This is a genomic window from Nocardioides seonyuensis (assembly GCF_004683965.1).
GTDB classification, from domain to species: Bacteria; Actinomycetota; Actinomycetes; order Propionibacteriales; family Nocardioidaceae; genus Nocardioides; species Nocardioides seonyuensis.
This window is the reverse complement of the sequence record NZ_CP038436.1, coordinates 3256373-3272962: the sequence shown is the minus strand read 5'-3', so window position 1 is coordinate 3272962 and position 16590 is coordinate 3256373. Positions and strand designations below refer to the sequence as shown.

Here is a 16590-nt window from a genome sequence, read left to right as displayed (position 1 = left end):
GGTTGGGTTTGACCATGCGCGTCCTGATCGCGGGAGCCTCGGGGTTCCTCGGCACCCACCTGTCCGAGCACCTGCGCGTGCACGGTCACGAGGTCGTACACCTGGTGCGCCGCCCCGCAGAGTCGCCGCAGGAGTCGCAGTGGGACCCCGCCGCCGGGCGCGTCCAGCCGAGCGTGGTCGAGGACGCCGACGCGGTCGTGAACCTCGCCGGCGCGAGCATCGCGGGCAACCCCCACTCCAAGCGCTGGGCCCGGGAGGTCAGGGACAGCCGGGTCGACACGACGGCGCTCCTGGCCCAGACCATCGCTGCGTGTGAGCGACCGCCCGCCTTCCTCGCCGGCAACGGCATCTCCTACTACGGCGACCACGGGGCCTATGAGCTCACCGAGGACAGCGAGTCGCTCGGCGACGCCCTGCTGACCCGGGTGACACGGGACTGGGAGGCGGCGACCGAGCCTGCGCGAGATGCCGGCGCCCGGGTCTGCGTCCTGCGCACGGCTCCGGTGATGGACCGCGGCTCATCCCCCTTGAGGCAGCTGCGCCTGCTCTTCTCGCTGGGGCTCGGCGCCCGGCTCGGCGACGGTGAGCAGTACATGCCGATGATCTCGCTGCGCGACTGGGTCGGCGCGGTGGCCTTCCTCCTCGAGTCCCACGACCTCTCGGGGCCCTTCAACCTCTGCTGTCCGCAAACGCCCACGAACTCAGAGTTCACCCGCGCTCTGGCAAGCGCGCTGCGTCGTCCGGCCATGCTGGCAGCGCCCACGGCGGTGTTGCGTCCCGCCCTGGGCCGGATGGCCCCCGAGATCCTCGGCTCCGTCCGGGTTCGGCCGGCCGCTCTCGAGCGTGCGGGCTACGACTTCGAGGACGAGGACGTCGACGACGTGCTCGCCGCCGCCCTGGCCTGATTGCTCGGCCCAGGTCACACCGTCCGGATCACCCGGGGCGCACCTCGGCCACCAGCCACCGGCCACCCACTCGCTCGAAGGCGATGGCCCTGGTGCTGGCGCGGTCAACCGGCAACGGAACCCGGACGCCGCGCTCCCCGACGGCCACTCCCCCGACGAGCCGATCTGTGACGACCAGGTGCAGGCGTCTCCTCGTCGCGGACGTGGCCGTGATCTCGAGGACCTGCGTCCTGAGCCCGATGACGCGCAGGTCTCGTGCCGTCCAGCGGCGCAGCGCGGCGACATCCGCTGCGCCGGTGTGTGAGCCCGGCACGTAGAGGCGGGCCAGGCCTGCGCCGTCCCCTCGCGCCCACGCCCGCGCCCGCGTGCGATCCCAGGCGCGCAGGACGTCGGCTGGTCCGTGGGCGGCTGCGCGTGGCGAGGACTGTGGCGAGGAGCGTGGTGACGCCGGCGTCGTACCGGTGAGGGCCTGCGCACCACCTCCACCATCACCACCCGGGCGCAGGACCACCACGCCGAGGGTCATCGACAGGCACACGACCGCGATGGTCAGCAGTGCGGGGAGGAGGCGTCGCGGGTCCACGTCCTCACCCTTGCCCAGCCCGCAGCAGCGTGGGGCGTTCTCCACAGGTGATCTCGTGACGGCTGTCCTCTCGGCGTAGGGTCGTCCTCATGTCCTTGGAGTTCCAGATCGCGGGCCTCGGCGACGAGGCCGTCGACTACCTGGCGGCATGGGAGCTCCAGCGCGAGGTGCACGCGGAGGTCGTCGCGGGCGCGGCGCCCGACACCGTGCTGCTGCTCGAGCACCCACCCGTCTTCACCGCCGGCAAGCGCACCGACCCCCACGAACGCCCCGTCGATCCCGGTGGCGCCCAGGTCATCGACGTCGACCGTGGCGGCAAGATCACGTTCCACGGCCCGGGCCAGCTCGTCGGCTATCCCGTCGTGCGACTTCCCGACCACGTCAAGGTCGTCGACTACGTGCGCCGCGTCGAGGAGGCCCTGATCCACGTCTGCGCCGACTTCGGCGTCGCCACCGCACGGGTCCCGGGCCGCAGTGGCGTGTGGCTTCGCGCGGACGACCGGGGTCCGGAGCGCAAGATCGGTGCCATCGGCATCCGCGTGAGCCGCGGCGTGACGATGCACGGCTTCGCCCTCAACTGCGACGTCGACCTGGGGTGGTACGACCGGTTCGTCCCGTGCGGGATCTCCGATGCTGGGGTGACGTCGCTGAGCGCCGAGCTCGGCCGCGACGTGCCGGTCGCGGAGGCGCTCCCACGCGTGCGTGCCCACCTGACCAGCTACCTCGCCTGGCAGCCCTACGACGCGACCCCCGACTACGAGGCGCGGCCCGAGCCGGGTCGCGCCCCTCGCATCCAGCTCGTGACGCCGGGGGCCGGCTCGGTCTGATCCGCACTGCTGGAACGGCGCGTCAGGCTGGCCGAGGCCCGCGGCACCCGCCAGACTCTCCGGGCGCCACCACGCAGGTGCGCGCACGCAGACGAAGCGGGGGCGCAGGCATGGCGACGAGTACGACACCGGGTTCGGCCACGGTGATCAGGACGAGGGGGCTCCGCAAGGAGTTCAGCGGACGCGGCGGTCGTCGGATCGCCGTCCAGGACCTCGACCTCGACGTGCCGGTCGGTGGAGTCCACGGATTCCTCGGGCCGAACGGCTCGGGCAAGACCACGACGATCCGGATGCTGCTCGGCCTGGCCGCACCCACGGCCGGCACCATGCACCTGTTCGACCAGGAGGTCCCGGCCTCGCTGCCAGAGGTGATGGACCGGGTCGGGGCCGTCGTCGAGTCCCCCAAGTTCTCCCCGACGTTCACCGGCCGCCAGAACCTGCGTCTCCTCGCCGGGAGTGTGGGCAAGGGCCGAGGCGACGTCGACGAGGCGCTCGCGAAGGTCGGGCTCGCCGAGCGCGGCGACGACCGCTTCGGGGGCTACTCACTCGGCATGAAGCAGCGCCTGGCGATCGCGGCGACGCTGTTGAAGAGACCGCAGCTGCTGATCCTCGACGAGCCGACCAACGGTCTCGACCCGGCGGGCATCCGTGAGATCCGGGACCTGATCAAGGAGCTCGGCGCGACCGGGGTGACGGTCCTGCTGAGCTCCCACATCCTCGCCGAGGTCCAGCAGGTGTGCGACTCGGTGACCATCATCGGCAACGGCCGTCTGCTCGCCGCCGGTCGTGTCGACGAGCTGGTCGCCGGCACCGGCGGGCACCACGTCGTCGTGGAGGACCGAGATGGTGCCCGTCGCCTTCTCGAGGCGGCCGAGCTGGCCGTCTCCACGACGGCCGACGGCCTCCTGGTGGAGACCGCCCGACCCGCATCGGACATCACCCGCGTGCTCGCCGAGGGCGGCATCTGGCTCAGCCAGCTGTCACCAGCAAGGGCCGACCTCGAGTCGGTCTTCCTCGAGCTCACCGCCGACGAGCGGATGGGCGCCATGCCGAGGCCGGAGGACTTCCGATGAGGAGGCTGCTCATCGTCGAGCTCGACAGGCTCCGCTGGCGCCGCGCGGTCGTCGTACTCCTGGCCGCGGCCGTGCTCGTACCCACGCTGATCTGGCTCTCCCAGGCCTGGAACACCCGGCCTCTCAGCGACGCAGACCTCGCGGACGCGCAGGCCCAGGCAGCCAGGGACGCGAGCGCGGCGTGGGTCCAGCGGGACCTGGCCCGCTGCGAGCGGAACCCCGGGCGGTTCGGCGGTCCCGGGACGACTCCCGAGGCCTGTGCGGAGATGATCGTGCCTCGCGCCGAGAACTACCTCTGGCGTGAGCCCCTCCAGGTCGAGAGCATCCGGGAGAACGACGCCGTCGCAGTCGTCACGATGCTGGCGGGGCTGCTGTTCCTGATCGGTACGACCTTCGTCGGCCATGACTGGAACACCGGCTCCATCAGCAACCAGCTGCTCTTCGAGCCCAGGCGGCTGCGGGTGTGGGGCGCGAAGGCTCTCGCTGTCCTCGGGCTCGGCCTCGTGGTGTCAGGACTGGTGCTCGCCGCGTTCTGGGGAGCGACCGCGCTCCTGGCCGACCAGCGAGGCATCGCCACCTCCGGCGAGGCCTGGGCGGCGGCCCTGGGTTCTGCCGCGCGGGGCGTGGTCCTGTCGGCGCTCGCCGGATTCTTGGGCTTCTCGCTGACGATGCTCTTCCGCAGCACCGTCGCGACGCTCGCGGTCGGTTTCGCCGTGTTCGCGGGTGGGTCGCTGGTGGTGCTGGGGATCTTCGGCGACGGGGCGATGCGGTGGCTGATGCCGACCAACGCGATGGCCGTGCTCCTCGACGGCTTCGAGTTCTACGCCTACACCCCTGCCTGCGAGGCCGCCCAGACGACGATGGGCCAGATGACGATGGAGGAGGGCGTGGTCGACCCGTGCATCCAGCACCTGTCGCTCCAGGCCGGTGCGGCCTACCTGCTCGTCGTGCTCGCCGTGGTCACGGCTCTCTCCCTGTGGTCGTTCCGGCGCCGCGACCTGCCGTGAGGGAGCTCACCAGGCGAGTTGGGACCACAGTCACCGGGTCGTAGAGTGACGAGGTGACCTCCGCCTCCACTCCCGCCTCTCCCACGGCTGAGGGGCGCAAGCTGCTCCGCCTCGAGATCCGCAACGCCGAGACACCCATCGAGCGCAAGCCTGAGTGGATCAAGACGCGCGCCAAGATGGGCCCCGCCTACCAGCAGCTGCAGGGCCTGGTGAAGGGCGAAGGCCTCCACACCGTGTGCCAGGAGGCGGGCTGCCCCAACATCTTCGAGTGCTGGGAGGACCGCGAGGCGACGTTCCTCATCGGTGGGGACCAGTGCACCCGGCGCTGCGACTTCTGCCAGATCGACACCGGCAAGCCCCAGCCGCTCGACCGCGACGAGCCGCGTCGCGTCGCCGAGTCGGTGCAGAAGATGGAGCTGCGCTACGCCACCATCACCGGCGTCGCCCGCGACGACCTGCCCGACGGCGGCGCCTGGCTCTACGCCGAGACCGTCCGGGCGATCCACGAGCTCAACCCCGACACCGGGGTGGAGAACCTCATCCCCGACTTCAACGGCAAGCCCGACCTGCTCACCGAGGTGTTCGAGTCGAGGCCGGAGGTCCTGGCCCACAACGTGGAGACCGTCCCCCGCATCTTCAAGCGGATCCGTCCCGCCTTCCGCTACGACCGCTCCCTCGACGTGATCACCCAGGCGCGCGACTTCGGCCTCGTCACCAAGTCCAACCTCATCCTCGGCATGGGTGAGACCCGCGAGGAGGTCAGCCAGGCGCTGCGCGACCTGCACGAGGCCGGGTGCGAGCTCATCACCATCACCCAGTACCTTCGCCCCTCGGTCCGGCACCACCCGGTCGAGCGCTGGGTCAAGCCCGAGGAGTTCGTGGAGCTCGCGGCGGAGGCCGAGGAGATCGGCTTCTCCGGCGTGATGTCCGGACCGCTGGTGCGTTCGTCCTACCGGGCCGGCCGGTTGTACCGTCAGGCCATGGACCAGCGCAACGCCGCGTCCCTCACCTCCTGACCCAGATAGGCACCTCGATGTCGACCCCCGCCGCTCCCCCCACCTCCCGGCGCAAGCAGCTCGTCCAGACCTACCGGATGTCGAAGAAGTCCGACCCGGCCATCGGCCTGTGGACGCTGGGTGCCTTCGTCGTGGGCGCCACCCTCGGCTTCGTGCTCATGTGGCTGCTGCCAGGCGACGGCCTCCTCTCGACGATCCTCTCGGTCGTCAGCGCGCTGCTCATCGGCACCCTCTGCGCCCTGATCATCTTCGGTCGCCGCGCCCAGAAGGCCGCGTTCGCCCAGATGGAGGGCCAGCCGGGAGCGGCAGCAGGTGCGCTCCAGATGCTGCGCCGCGGCTGGAAGGTCGACCCCGTCGTCGGGTTCACCAAGCAGCAGGACGTCGTGCACCGCGTCGTCGGCCCCCCCGGCATCGTCCTCGTCGGCGAGGGCACCAGCCACAACCGCGTCAAGCAGCTGCTCGCCACCGAGCGCCGCAAGCACGAGCGGGTGGCGTCCGAGGTCCAGATCCACGAGCTCATCTGCGGGCGCGGCGAGGACGAGGTCCCGCTCCCCAAGCTCACCCGCACGGTCACCAAGCTGGGACGCTCGGTCAAGCCGGGCGAGATGACCGACATCCTCCAGCGCCTGAAGGCCCTGGACGCCCAGCGCGGCAAGATCCCGCTCCCCAAGGGTCCGGTCCCCACCTCGATGAAGGGGATGCGCTCGCAGCAGCGCGGCCGCTGATCCCTACAGCGCCACCGTCTGCGACCTGACGGCGAGGTCGTGCAGGCCTCGGCCGTCCTCCTTGAAGACCAGCGGCGGGACCACCAGTGCGACGAGGATGCTGCGCACCAGGGCGGGGATGAGCCCGAGCGGCTGCGACGAGCCGTCACGTCGTACGACGCGCAGCCTGGTCACCAGCTTGCCGAACGACCCTCCCAGCAGTGCCGTGAACACGGCCGTCTCCACCACGAAGACCAGCAGCACGAACCACTCGTTGTAGTCGAGGCCCTGGAACGCGATCACGGCCAGGCTGGAGGCGGCCCAGTCGATCACCAGGGCCAGGATGCGGCGTCCCCACGACGCGGTCTCGGTCACCGCCCCAGCCTAGGTGGAGGATCCCGTTGGCCTCCCGTTCGGGTCGGTGCGCCCACGTGCACCTCGACGCATGCCGGGCATCTGTTACATGCCCGAAACAATCGGGATACGGTCAAGAAACCGTCCGCGCCTACTGTCGCGGGCACCGGCGCAACGTCGCGCTGCCTACTTGGCCGCAACATTCGGCTGGCACGGCCCCCGAGGCCCCAGCCCAGGAGGATGCATGTTCAGCAACAGCGAAGAGCTGCTCAAGTACATCAAGGACGAGCGCGTCGAGATGGTCGACGTCCGTTTCTGTGACCTTCCCGGCGTGATGCAGCACTTCACGGTGCCCGTGTCCTCCTTCGACCAGTCGGTCTTCGACGACGGGCTCGGCTTCGACGGCTCCTCGATCCGGGGCTTCCAGGCGATCCACGAGTCCGACATGCAGCTCTACCCCGACCCGACGACCGCCTACATCGACCCCTTCCGGGTGGCGAAGACGCTGGTCGTGAACTTCTTCATCCACGACCCGATCACCGGCGAGGCCTACAGCCGCGACCCTCGTAACATCGCGAAGAAGGCGATGGCCTACCTGGCCAGCACCGGGATCGGCGACAAGGCGTTCTTCGCTCCTGAGGCCGAGTTCTACGTGTTCGACAACGTGCGCTTCGAGACCTCGGCGAACGCCGGGTTCTACCACATCGACTCCGAGGCCGGCGCCTGGAACAGCGGCTCCGAGGACAACAACCGCGGCTACAAGGTGAAGTACAAGGGCGGCTACTTCCCCGTCGCTCCCTACGACCACTTCGGCGAGCTCCGCGACGAGATGGTCATCGAGCTCGAGAAGGCCGGCCTGCAGGTCGAGCGCGCCCACCACGAGGTCGGCACCGCGGGCCAGGCCGAGATCAACTACAAGTTCGACGAGCTGCTCAAGGCCGCCGACGACGTCATGAAGTTCAAGTACATCGTCAAGAACACCGCCTGGCGCAACGGCAAGACCGCGACCTTCATGCCGAAGCCGATCTTCGGCGACAACGGGTCGGGCATGCACGTGCACCAGTCGATCTGGAGCGAGGGAGACCCGCTCTTCTTCGACGAGACGGGCTACGGCGGGCTGTCCGACATGGCGCGCTACTACATCGGCGGCATCCTCAAGCACGCGCCGTCGCTGCTCGCCTTCACCAACCCGACGGTGAACTCCTACCACCGCCTGGTGCCCGGCTTCGAGGCCCCGATCTCGCTGGTCTACTCCCAGCGCAACCGCTCGGCCTGTGTGCGGATCCCGATCACGGGTGCCAACCCGAAGGCCAAGCGCATCGAGTTCCGCTGCCCGGACCCCTCGGCGAACCCCTACCTCGCGTTCTCCGCCCTGCTGCTCGCCGGTATCGACGGCATCCAGAACAAGATCGAGCCGCCGGCTCCGATCGACAAGGACATCTACGAGCTGCCGCCGGACGAGATGGCCGACATCGACCAGGTCCCGACGTCGCTGGACGCCGTCCTCGACAACCTCGAGCGCGACCACGACTTCCTGACGGTCGGCAACGTGTTCACGCCCGACCTGATCGAGACCTGGATCCAGTACAAGCGCCAGAACGAGATCCTGCCGGTGCAGCAGCGTCCGCACCCGCACGAGTTCGAGCTCTACTACGACATCTGAGCAAGAGGGGCGACACCGCCTCTGACCTGCACAAACGCGAAGCCCCTGCCCGGGTTTCCCCCGGATTCCCCCGAGGATCCGGCGGCCCACGGGCGGGGGCTTCGGCGCGCCTGCGTGCCGGGAGGCAGCTGTGAGCGGCCGCGGTGGACCGCGGAGCCGCCCCGTGGAGGTGTTGGGCGGTGTCGCCGTGTTCGCCCCCGCGAAGCCCAGCGGCTACTTCAGGCTGCGGTGGACCGGCCTCGACGGACGGCGCGCGGACACCTCGGGCGGGCGCGACCTCGGCGCTGCACGGGCCAAGGCGGCCGACATCGCCGCCGGGCTCGCCCGGGCGGCCGGCCCCCAAGCCACCGCCACACTGGGCGAGCTCTTCACGAGGTACCTCGACGAGGGACGCAGCCCGTACACAGGCCGGCGTTGGAAGCGATCGACCCGTATCCAGATCGAGGACAACCTTGGCCGTGCCCTGCGCGGACACGCTCACGTCGCAGCCATGGACGTCACCCGCGAGGTGCTCGACCGGATGCGCGCCGAAGCAGGGACACCGCACATGGTCCGGATCAACACCACGGCGCTGCGAGCGTTCCTGCTCTGGGGCTACCGCCACTCCCCCAGCTTCTTCACCATCGCCCAAGCCGAGCTACTTCCCCCTCGGGTCGTCATGCCGGCACCCGCGGTGAAGGGCACCCAGGCACCGACGCGACGGACCCGGGCGCGTCGGGTAGGGCAAGCGGATGAGTACGTTCACGAGGAAGACGCCCCTTCCGCCGCCCAGGTCCGGGCGCTCTCCGCCGCGCTCGAGCGGTTGGCGGGCCCTTGGGGCGCCCTCGCGCCCGAGCTCGCCGCGAACTGCGGGCCACGCTGGGGTGAGCAGTTCCAGCTGCGCGCCCCGGACGTCCATCTCGACGGGTGCGAAGAGGCCCAGCAACCCCACTTCCACATCGACTGGGCCGTCGACCCGGGCGCGCCAGCGAACTGCCCGAACGGACGACGCGCCCGACCGAAGGGCGACAAGACCCGGATCGCGCCCCTGCCGACCGAGTCCTTCACGGGTACCCGGTTGAAAGCAATGGTTGTTTCGCGCCTGGAGGCAGTGCGGGCTGAGCAGCACTCCGGCGTCAACCCCGACGCCCTGCTGTTCCCAGCGCCGCGCGGTGGCATCTGGTGGCATTCGGCGTTCGAGGCCTACGTGTTGAGGTGCGCGATGGAGGAAGCTGGATGGCCGCTCCGCGTCTGGGAAGAGGAGCGGGACGTCTGGGACGCGCGTAACGAGAGCTACACGACCCGGACCCGGACCCGAACTCTGGCGGTGATGCCATGGCACTCGCTCCGCCACCGGTTCGCGCGGGTTGCCATCGACTTGTACGGAGCCGACCCCGGGGTCCTGATGGCACTGGGCGGGTGGGAGAACGAGCTCACCGTGCTGCACCGCTACTACCGCACCGGCCGCGAGCACACCCAACGTGGACTAGCGCTGTTCGCTAGGCAGTGACTCGATGCCGCGATGTCGGACGGTCATCCCTCGCCGGCCAGCTTCATGACCAGAACGGCGGTGCGGAGTCTCGAAGGAGTGTCCGCATCCCAGCCGGGACACTTGGTTCCGGGCGGGACACTCGGGCTTCCGGCCGAGACACTTACGTTCCGAACGGGACACTTGCATCCGCACGGTGGCCTGCGACGAGTGGTCTTGCATCCTGTACCCCGGAGTCCAGAGGGGGAGACGCAGTCGAAGGTGGTGCTCGTCTTGGAGTCGGCGGCAGGCCTGGCTACCCCATCATCCGCGGCCCGACCATGGGGTGCATGCCGTTCCATCCGCCGCCACGCGAGCCGCTCATGCCGTGCATTCCGTGCCATCCGCCATCGCGTGGGCCGTGATGCCAGTCAGCCCCGAACCAGTCTCGCAGCCACCGGCGCATCTCAACGATCTCGTCGTGCTGTTCGTTGCGGATGGTTCGAGCTAGCGCCGCGACCTCGTCATGCTGGGCCAGTCCCCGCGCCAGCAGCCGCTGCGACATCATCACCGCTGCCATGTGGTGCCAGGTCATGTCCTGCAAGAACACCTGGTCCAGTCGCTGGCCGGACAGGCCGGTCAGGTCTCGCATCATCGGCTCATAGTCCGGTTGCTCGGTCCGGTTCGGGTACCAGTCGGCCAGCCACTGCTGCATCTGGTCGATCTGGGTGGACTGTGAGGTGACGATGGCGGCACCGAACTCACGCATCTTCGCGAGCGGTGAGCGCCGCAGCTCTCGTGCCGCCGCTACCGCTTCTTCGTGGTGAGCGACCATCTCGGCCAGGTAGGCGTTCTCGCTGCTCACTCGTACCCCGTGCATGCCGGGCATCATCGGTCCAGTTCCGTCCCCACCCGGCTGCCAGTTTCGATGGGGCCGGTCGTCCCGGTCAGACATCATCATTGCGCCGCCGGGACCGGACCATCGGTCATCGTTGTCCGCAAGGTTCACTGCGACAGCCGTGGTTGCCCCTACCAGGAGCACCGTCACGACGGCCACGAGCCACACAACAGGGCGTCTCATCTCAAACCTCCAAGGTTCGCTCCCTCCACCGTGCGCTCGGCGGGAAGCGATGACCAGAGGCGAACGTCCCGCGCCCTGCTCAGAAGGGTCCCCTAGGGGCGGCGTGGCTGGTGCCGACGCTGAGTGACGGTCGGCCCGGTCCGCTACCAGTCGAGCTCTTGGCAGCCGTTGTCGGCTGCTGCTTCGACCTGCAAGGTGGCGTGCTCGATGCCGTGGTCGGTGCGCAGCACCCGTCGCGCCTCGGTGAGGACAGAGGTTGCGGTGGTGTCGCGGGCGACGAGGTGGGCGGTGGCGACGTGCATGCCGGAGGTGAGGGTCCACACGTGGAGGTCGTGGACGTCGTCGACGCCGTCGATGGCCTCGAGGTCGGCGGTGACGTTGTCCAGCTCCATCCCGGCGGGGACGTGCTGGCCGAGGACGGCGAGGACTTCGCGGCCGAGCATGACCGCACGCACGGCAACGAACGTGCCGATGGCCAGCGCCACCAAGGTGTCCCAGTAGGACTCGCCGGTGGCCGCGACGAGGAGGCCGGCAGCGATGACGCCAACCGAGCCGGCGGTGTCGGCCACGACTTCGAGGTAGGCGCCCTTGACGTTGAGGCTCTCGGCGGCGCCGCCGCGCAGCAGCACCATCGCGATGACGTTGACGAGCAGGCCGAGCGCACCGACGACGAGCATCGGGCCGGTCTCGACCGTGACGTTCTCACCGATGCGGCCGACGGATTCGACCACCACGTACACAGCGACACCCAGCATCAGGAGAACGGCCAGACCGGAGGCGAAGACCTCGGCACGGTAGGACCCGTAGGTGCGGCGTCCGGTGGTGTCACGTCGGGTGGCGATGCGGGTGGCGACGAGCGCAGCACCCAGGGCGACGACGTCGGCGGCCATGTGCCCGGCATCAGAGAGCAGTGCAAGAGACCCGGACAGCAGGCCGTAGGTGAGCTCGACGACGAAGAACACGGCGATGAGGCCGAAGGAGACGGCGAGGCGCCAGCGGTGCCGGCCGCCGGCATGCCCAGCCGCGGGGCCGTGGCTCTGTCCAGCGCCCATCAGACGGCTTCCTGCGTCGGCCGGCGCCGGTCGGCAGCGGGTGCGGCCGGGAGGTGCCCCAGTCCGGGGATGAACCGGCCGACGGTGGCCGCGTACGTGGCGTAGGACTGGCCGTGGGCACGCAGCAGGTAGGGCTCTTCGACGACGCGGACCTGTAGCTGCAGTGCCACGAGGAGCAGGACGAACCCGAGGAGCGCGACGAGGTTGGGGACCATGAGCCCGAGGCCGAGTCCGGTGGTGGCCATGGCGGTGAAGATGGGGTTGCGGACCAGCGCGAACGGACCGGTGGTGACGAGGTCGGTGGATTCGGTCTCGTCGACGCCGATGCGCCAGCTAGTGCCCATGGCGAGTTGGGTGGCGAAGGTCGCCGCGATGCCGGCGAGAGCCGCCGAGACGCCGAGCAGCTGGGCAGGGGCTGCGTCGAGGGCTGCGACCGGGTCGAGTCCGAGCAGGGCGGTGACGGGCCCGAGGACTCCGGCGATGAGCGCGACGGTGAACAAAACTCCGGCCCACCACTCCGGGGAGCCGAAGCGACCGGAGATGCCTCGCCAGCCGGAGTCACCGGTACGGCGCCACTGCACCCACGTGCGCAGGCCGAACCCGACACCGAGGTAGACCGCGTAGAAGCCCAGCCCCAGGACCGCGGGCGTCGTGCCCGTCATCGGTCCTCACCGCCCGGGCGGCCGATCTGGAACACCTCGGGTGCCGGCGCTGTCTCGGCGGTCTGGTCGGCGGGTGTGCAGCAGCCGTCGGTGCACGTGCCGCCGGCGCAGCCGCACCCGGAAGCAGCGTCGCCGTGGTCGTGAGCGGACGAGGCCATGGGCGCGCAGCAGCCCTCTCCGCGCCAGGCCTCGCGGCCCTCCTTGACCGCGACGGCGGCGATGATGAGCCCCGCGATGGGGTCGGCCCATGACCAGCCGAGGGTGGCGTTGAGGACCAGCCCGACGAGCAGGACTGCGGACAGGTAGGTGCACAGCAGGGTCTGCGTGGAGTCGGCGACAACCGCATTGGAGCCGAGGGCCTTGCCGGTGCGGCGCTGGGCCCAGGATAGGAACGGCATGATGACCAGCGACGCTGCAGCCAACGCGATGCCCACCGTTGATGTGTCGGGGTCGTGGTCGCCCAAGAGTGCCCGGACTGACTCGAAGGTGACGTAGGCGGCGAGCGCGAAGAACGACAGCGCCATCAGCCGGAGCGCCTGCTGTTCGCGGGACTCGGGGAGCCGGTGGCGGAACTGCCACAAGATGATGAGCCCGCTGGAGACCTCGACGATCGAGTCGAGTCCGAACCCGACGAGCGCGACCGACCCGGCGATGATGCCGGCGGAGATGGCGATGACCGCCTCGATGAGGTTGTAGGTCACCGACGCGCCGGCGAGCAGCTGGGCACGGCGACCGAGGCGCGCCTTGTCCTGAAGCGTCAGCGCGGCAGGGGCGTGCACGTGGGCGGTCATCAGGCGTCCGTGAGGAGTGTGTCGGTGCCGAAGTTGGGGCACAGCGTGACCGCGTCACCGGTCAGAGCGAGGAGCTGCTCGGCGGTGGCGAGCAGGTCGAGCACGGCTTCGGGGTGGGTGAGAGAGAACAGAGACGCGCGGCCCTGGGGGCGGGAGTCGACCAGGCCGCAGTCCTTGAGACAGGCGAGGTGCTTGGACACCGTCGACTGGGCGAGCCCGAGGTGCGCCATCAGGTCGACGACGCGGTGCTCACCAAGGGCGAGGTGGCGGAGGATGATGAGCCGGTTCCGGTCGCTGAGGCCGTGGAAGAGGCAGGCGGCAGCGTCAAGGCCCGCGCGTTCGAGGGACGCGGGCGGTGCAGTAGCGGCAGCATCATCGGTAGTTGGCATCATAGTTCGGCGATGTTAGCGCACCGAAACGTCGGTGTCGTCCCCGGGTGGACGGCGGTACGCACGCATTGGCGTCCTCAGGGGAGTTCCTGCCGTGTTCGGGCCTGGTCGCCCATGCCACCCACTACACGTTCGTCGACTCGTCGGAAGGCAGAGCCACTCCGTTCCGCCGGCTGTGACGGTGGCTCAGTCCAGCGTGTCGGTGACTGGCTGGCGAAGTCTTGATAGCGCCGCGCCGGGCTACGCGGGGCCAAGAGGCCAGCCTCGGCCCACATCTCGACGAGGGAGTAGCCGTCTGCGTCGGCAACGACGGTGCAGATGAGACCGTCGTACAGGCCCCGCCGAGGTGTCGCCACTTCAGCAGGAGTGCGGGTGTCCGCCCGTATGGGCCGGCTGGAGCTCCGACCCGACCCCATCGCCACGTGATGCGATGCAAAGCTCCCACTTCCGGTTGCTTCGGATCCCAGGCCGCCTCAGGGATGCGGCGAAGCTCTTGGATGTCGGGATCCTCGGCGTAGCGCGAGAAGTGAGCGCTCCGTTGGCCCGCTACTCCCCCCTCTCCCGCCTTTGAGTAGCGCGCCACGTCGATGTAGCGCGGCCGCAGCTGTGGCAGCTTGTCCGCCAGCGGGCTGTACACGGAGCGATCGGTGAAGAGAGTCATGCGGCGTGCCTTCTGCGAGTGACTCCCCGGTGGAGTCGTCCCGACGCATGGTGTGGCGTCAGTTGCCCCACGCAATCAATCACACACATCCTCCGGACCTTCCGGAGCAGGCCCGGAGGTTCTGCCCATGCGCGACAGGTCGCACACCTGCAGCACACTCGGGGCTCCCCCGCCTACGTGCGTCCGCTCGCGCCGCCCACGTCTAGCTCCTCAGCCCTGCGAACGTGGACGCGTACGGTGACGACGACGGGCGGAAGCGCGCCGACTTCAGTTCCTTCGAATGCTCCGTCCGACACTGCCGCGAGATCCTCCAGCAACTGACGGAATCCTCGAACGCGGTCACTACGGCTTGTGGTGTCAGTGGGAGTGGAGGTGTTCATGCAGCAGACAGTCCGTATCGACACCCTGTCGCCACCTATCTCATGCGGGTTCTCGTGGGAGTGTCCGGCGTTCCTCGCGTGGGACTCTCACGACGACACGCTGACGCACGCAGACGACGGTCATAGCCGAGCGCCGCCCCAGCGAAGAGTCCGGCACGGATGGTATGGCCCAGAGCCGATCGGGGTATAGGTCATGCAATGGTCCCTCGCAAGCGACCCTTCACGCGACGAGCCCCTTCGCTCGTCGGGTGCCTCATGGCCGGCTTCTTCGTACTCACCGGCGTGTCGGGCGACAACGTGTTCGCCCGCCACGTGGGCATGACAGCGCCGGCACCTGCGGTGGTCTCCGACGTGGCCGGTGACGTCGACGCCGCCCCCTCATTCCAGGGGGTCCGACGCGGAAAGGGCGACGGGCCTGGATCCCGATCTGGTCATGATGCTGGAGACGGGGCCAGCGCTGCGCATCTCCTGCACCTGCTCGGCGCGTGCCTGACCTTGCTCGGTGTCGGCGTCCTGCTGTTGTGCCGGCGCGGTTGGTGGCGTGTCTCGGCGTTCTCGCACAGCGGCGTCCGCCGAGTGCTGCTCCTGGCCGCTCACTGGGTGGCAAGTGCCCGTGGAAGTCCGCCACTGCTTGCTCCACCTCGCACGTCTCCGGTGATGCGGACATAGGGGTTCCAGCGCGGCTGGGCAGCGCACCACGTGATGCCCAGTCCCGTTCGCCAACCCAGGACCGCATTCACGAGAGACGGAGAAACTCATGACCAGCACGATCAGCGACATGATGAAGACCTACCCGGCGGAGATCAACACCGACCGCGAACTCCTGGCGCAATGTGTCGAAGCATGCGTGGAGTGCGCTCAGGCGTGCACGGCGTGCGCCGATGCGTGTCTGAGCGAGGAGATGGTCGCGGAACTGACCAAGTGCATCCGCACGAACGCGGACTGCGCCGACATCTGCGAGGCGACTGGCCGGGTGCTGTCACGCCACACCGGCTACGACGCCAACATCACCCGGGCGGTGTTGCAGGCGTGCGCTCAGGCCTGCAAGTCCTGCGCCGAGGAGTGCGAGCAGCACGCCGAGATGCACGAGCACTGCCGGATCTGCGCCGAGGCCTGCCGGCGGTGCGAGGACGCCTGCAACCGCCTCCTCAGCGCCATCGGCTAACGCGGCCGCGTGGGATGGCCGGATCCGAGCGGTTCGGTCATCCCGTGCGCGCCTGTCCGCAACGACTTCGATCCTGAGGAAGACAAGATGAACCAGCGTCAGCAGAAGGAACCACAGAATGCCAGCCATCCCGGGGCCGGCGAACATTCCGAGCCCGCAGACAGCAACAACGGAGACCACGGCCGCGAGTCGGGCGGACACCACGAGGCGAAGATGTACCTGCGCTTCGGGCTCATGATCGCGACGTCCACTGTCGTCATGTTCGGGCTCACGTACACCAATGCGTTCAGTGCCGATCATGTCCGCTTCAGCGAGGAGCGCGTGTACATGGCGCTCCTGATGGGCGCGGCGATGGCACTGATCATGCTCGCCTTCATGTGGGGAATGATGTACCGGAACCGCGCGGTGAACATCGGCATCGTCCTCGGCGCCATCGTGCTCGGTGGAACTGCGCTGTACCTGTCGCGCTCGCAGGCACTCGTCGATGACGAGAGCTACATGGAGGCGATGATCCCCCACCACTCGATCGCGATCCTGACCAGCGAGAGAGCCGGGATCGAGGACGTTCGAGTCCGCGAGCTGGCGGACGGCATCGCGGCGGCGCAGCGCAAGGAGATCAAGGAGATGGACTGGCTGGTCCAGGACATCGAGGAGAACGGACCGGCCACCACGAAGGCGGAGGCCGACGAACGCCCCGTCCCGGAGTTCGGGGGGTCCGCCGCCGGCACCCCAAAGGATCAGTGGACGGCACTGGGGATCCTCGACCTCGTGCTGGCCCTCCCTCATCTGGGCTTGGCACAGCGCTGACCCAACGCAGAGGCTTGCCGGCG

17 protein-coding genes are annotated in these 16590 nt (G+C 69.2%); 10 read left to right on the top strand and 7 right to left on the bottom strand.

Features of this window, described 5'->3' with window-relative positions; translation table 11 throughout:
* Positions 1-14: 14 nt before the first annotated feature.
* The gene (locus EXE58_RS15915; protein ID WP_135268777.1) at positions 15-905 is read left to right on the top strand and encodes a TIGR01777 family oxidoreductase; all 891 of its coding nucleotides are present in this window, start codon (positions 15-17) and stop codon (positions 903-905) included.
* A gap of 28 nt (positions 906-933) precedes the next feature.
* Here the strand turns inward: EXE58_RS15915 and EXE58_RS15910 are convergent, their stop codons facing one another.
* Positions 934-1488: a hypothetical protein gene (locus EXE58_RS15910; protein WP_135268776.1), complete on the bottom strand. Its 555-nt coding sequence runs from the start codon at positions 1486-1488 to the stop codon at positions 934-936.
* Positions 1489-1577: 89 nt separating this feature from the next.
* Between EXE58_RS15910 and lipB the strand changes: the two genes are divergently transcribed.
* The 5 genes from lipB (at position 1578) to EXE58_RS15885 (ending at position 6136) form a co-directional block, all read left to right on the top strand.
* Positions 1578-2315 (top strand): lipoyl(octanoyl) transferase LipB, encoded by a 738-nt coding sequence (lipB, locus tag EXE58_RS15905; RefSeq protein ID WP_135268775.1) that lies wholly within the window; start codon positions 1578-1580, stop codon positions 2313-2315.
* Positions 2316-2458: 143 nt separating this feature from the next.
* Entirely contained in the window at positions 2459-3388 is a 930-nt protein-coding gene (locus tag EXE58_RS15900; RefSeq protein WP_244242260.1) for an ABC transporter ATP-binding protein, read from the top strand.
* Positions 3385-4395: an ABC-2 transporter permease gene (locus EXE58_RS15895; RefSeq protein ID WP_135268773.1), complete on the top strand. Its 1011-nt coding sequence runs from the start codon at positions 3385-3387 to the stop codon at positions 4393-4395. The genes EXE58_RS15900 and EXE58_RS15895 overlap by 4 nt, the downstream gene beginning before the upstream one ends.
* A 53-nt stretch (positions 4396-4448) precedes the next feature.
* Positions 4449-5411, top strand: coding sequence for a lipoyl synthase (gene lipA, locus EXE58_RS15890; RefSeq protein ID WP_167288950.1), 963 nt, complete (start codon positions 4449-4451; stop codon positions 5409-5411).
* Between the two features lie 17 nt (positions 5412-5428).
* Complete coding sequence (locus EXE58_RS15885) at positions 5429-6136, top strand: DUF4191 domain-containing protein (protein WP_135268772.1); 708 nt, start codon at positions 5429-5431, stop codon at positions 6134-6136.
* 3 nt (positions 6137-6139) lie between these two features.
* Here the strand turns inward: EXE58_RS15885 and EXE58_RS15880 are convergent, their stop codons facing one another.
* The gene (locus tag EXE58_RS15880; RefSeq protein WP_135268771.1) at positions 6140-6490 is read right to left on the bottom strand and encodes an RDD family protein; all 351 of its coding nucleotides are present in this window, start codon (positions 6488-6490) and stop codon (positions 6140-6142) included.
* 223 nt (positions 6491-6713) lie between these two features.
* On the opposite strand from EXE58_RS15880, the gene glnA reads away from it, so the two are divergent.
* Together glnA and EXE58_RS15870 are read left to right on the top strand one after the other, a co-directional pair.
* On the top strand, positions 6714-8132 hold the full coding sequence (gene glnA, locus EXE58_RS15875; protein WP_135268770.1) for a type I glutamate--ammonia ligase: 1419 nt from the start codon (positions 6714-6716) through the stop codon (positions 8130-8132).
* Positions 8133-8295: 163 nt separating this feature from the next.
* Complete coding sequence (locus EXE58_RS15870) at positions 8296-9621, top strand: tyrosine-type recombinase/integrase (RefSeq protein ID WP_135268769.1); 1326 nt, start codon at positions 8296-8298, stop codon at positions 9619-9621.
* A 274-nt stretch (positions 9622-9895) separates the two neighbouring features.
* Here the strand turns inward: EXE58_RS15870 and EXE58_RS15865 are convergent, their stop codons facing one another.
* The 5 genes from EXE58_RS15865 to EXE58_RS15845 all read right to left on the bottom strand — a co-directional run bounded on the left by EXE58_RS15865 (position 9896) and on the right by EXE58_RS15845 (position 13557).
* Positions 9896-10444, bottom strand: coding sequence for a DUF305 domain-containing protein (locus EXE58_RS15865; protein WP_167288948.1), 549 nt, complete (start codon positions 10442-10444; stop codon positions 9896-9898).
* 359 nt (positions 10445-10803) lie between these two features.
* The gene (locus tag EXE58_RS15860) at positions 10804-11712 is read right to left on the bottom strand and encodes a cation diffusion facilitator family transporter (RefSeq protein WP_135268767.1); all 909 of its coding nucleotides are present in this window, start codon (positions 11710-11712) and stop codon (positions 10804-10806) included.
* The gene (locus tag EXE58_RS15855; RefSeq protein WP_135268766.1) at positions 11712-12374 is read right to left on the bottom strand and encodes a methyltransferase family protein; all 663 of its coding nucleotides are present in this window, start codon (positions 12372-12374) and stop codon (positions 11712-11714) included. The genes EXE58_RS15860 and EXE58_RS15855 overlap by 1 nt, the downstream gene beginning before the upstream one ends.
* Positions 12371-13165 (bottom strand): cation diffusion facilitator family transporter, encoded by a 795-nt coding sequence (locus tag EXE58_RS15850; protein WP_135268765.1) that lies wholly within the window; start codon positions 13163-13165, stop codon positions 12371-12373. The genes EXE58_RS15855 and EXE58_RS15850 overlap by 4 nt, the downstream gene beginning before the upstream one ends.
* A complete protein-coding gene (locus EXE58_RS15845) occupies positions 13165-13557 on the bottom strand; it encodes an ArsR/SmtB family transcription factor (RefSeq protein ID WP_167288946.1) in 393 nt (130 codons plus the stop codon). Before EXE58_RS15845 ends, EXE58_RS15850 begins: the two co-directional genes overlap by 1 nt.
* Before the next feature lie 1795 nt (positions 13558-15352).
* Between EXE58_RS15845 and EXE58_RS15840 the strand changes: the two genes are divergently transcribed.
* Both EXE58_RS15840 and EXE58_RS15835 read left to right on the top strand, forming a co-directional pair.
* The gene (locus tag EXE58_RS15840) at positions 15353-15760 is read left to right on the top strand and encodes a four-helix bundle copper-binding protein (RefSeq protein WP_135268764.1); all 408 of its coding nucleotides are present in this window, start codon (positions 15353-15355) and stop codon (positions 15758-15760) included.
* Positions 15761-15769: 9 nt separating this feature from the next.
* Positions 15770-16567 (top strand): DUF305 domain-containing protein, encoded by a 798-nt coding sequence (locus EXE58_RS15835; protein ID WP_244242259.1) that lies wholly within the window; start codon positions 15770-15772, stop codon positions 16565-16567.
* The last annotated feature ends 23 nt before the right edge of the window (positions 16568-16590 follow it).

Excerpts from the sequence above, each read along its gene's own strand:
- EXE58_RS15915 (WP_135268777.1), top strand. The coding sequence starts at position 15 with ATGCGCGTCCTGATCGCGGGAGCCTCGGGGTTCCTCGGCACCCACCTG.
- lipB (WP_135268775.1), top strand. The coding sequence starts at position 1,578 with ATGTCCTTGGAGTTCCAGATCGCGGGCCTCGGCGACGAGGCCGTCGAC.
- EXE58_RS15895 (WP_135268773.1), top strand. The coding sequence starts at position 3,385 with ATGAGGAGGCTGCTCATCGTCGAGCTCGACAGGCTCCGCTGGCGCCGC.
- EXE58_RS15885 (WP_135268772.1), top strand. The coding sequence starts at position 5,429 with ATGTCGACCCCCGCCGCTCCCCCCACCTCCCGGCGCAAGCAGCTCGTC.
- glnA (WP_135268770.1), top strand. The coding sequence starts at position 6,714 with ATGTTCAGCAACAGCGAAGAGCTGCTCAAGTACATCAAGGACGAGCGC.
- EXE58_RS15860 (WP_135268767.1), bottom strand. The coding sequence starts at position 11,712 with ATGGGCGCTGGACAGAGCCACGGCCCCGCGGCTGGGCATGCCGGCGGC.
- EXE58_RS15855 (WP_135268766.1), bottom strand. The coding sequence starts at position 12,374 with ATGACGGGCACGACGCCCGCGGTCCTGGGGCTGGGCTTCTACGCGGTC.
- EXE58_RS15850 (WP_135268765.1), bottom strand. The coding sequence starts at position 13,165 with ATGACCGCCCACGTGCACGCCCCTGCCGCGCTGACGCTTCAGGACAAG.
- EXE58_RS15845 (WP_167288946.1), bottom strand. The coding sequence starts at position 13,557 with ATGATGCCAACTACCGATGATGCTGCCGCTACTGCACCGCCCGCGTCC.
- EXE58_RS15840 (WP_135268764.1), top strand. The coding sequence starts at position 15,353 with ATGACCAGCACGATCAGCGACATGATGAAGACCTACCCGGCGGAGATC.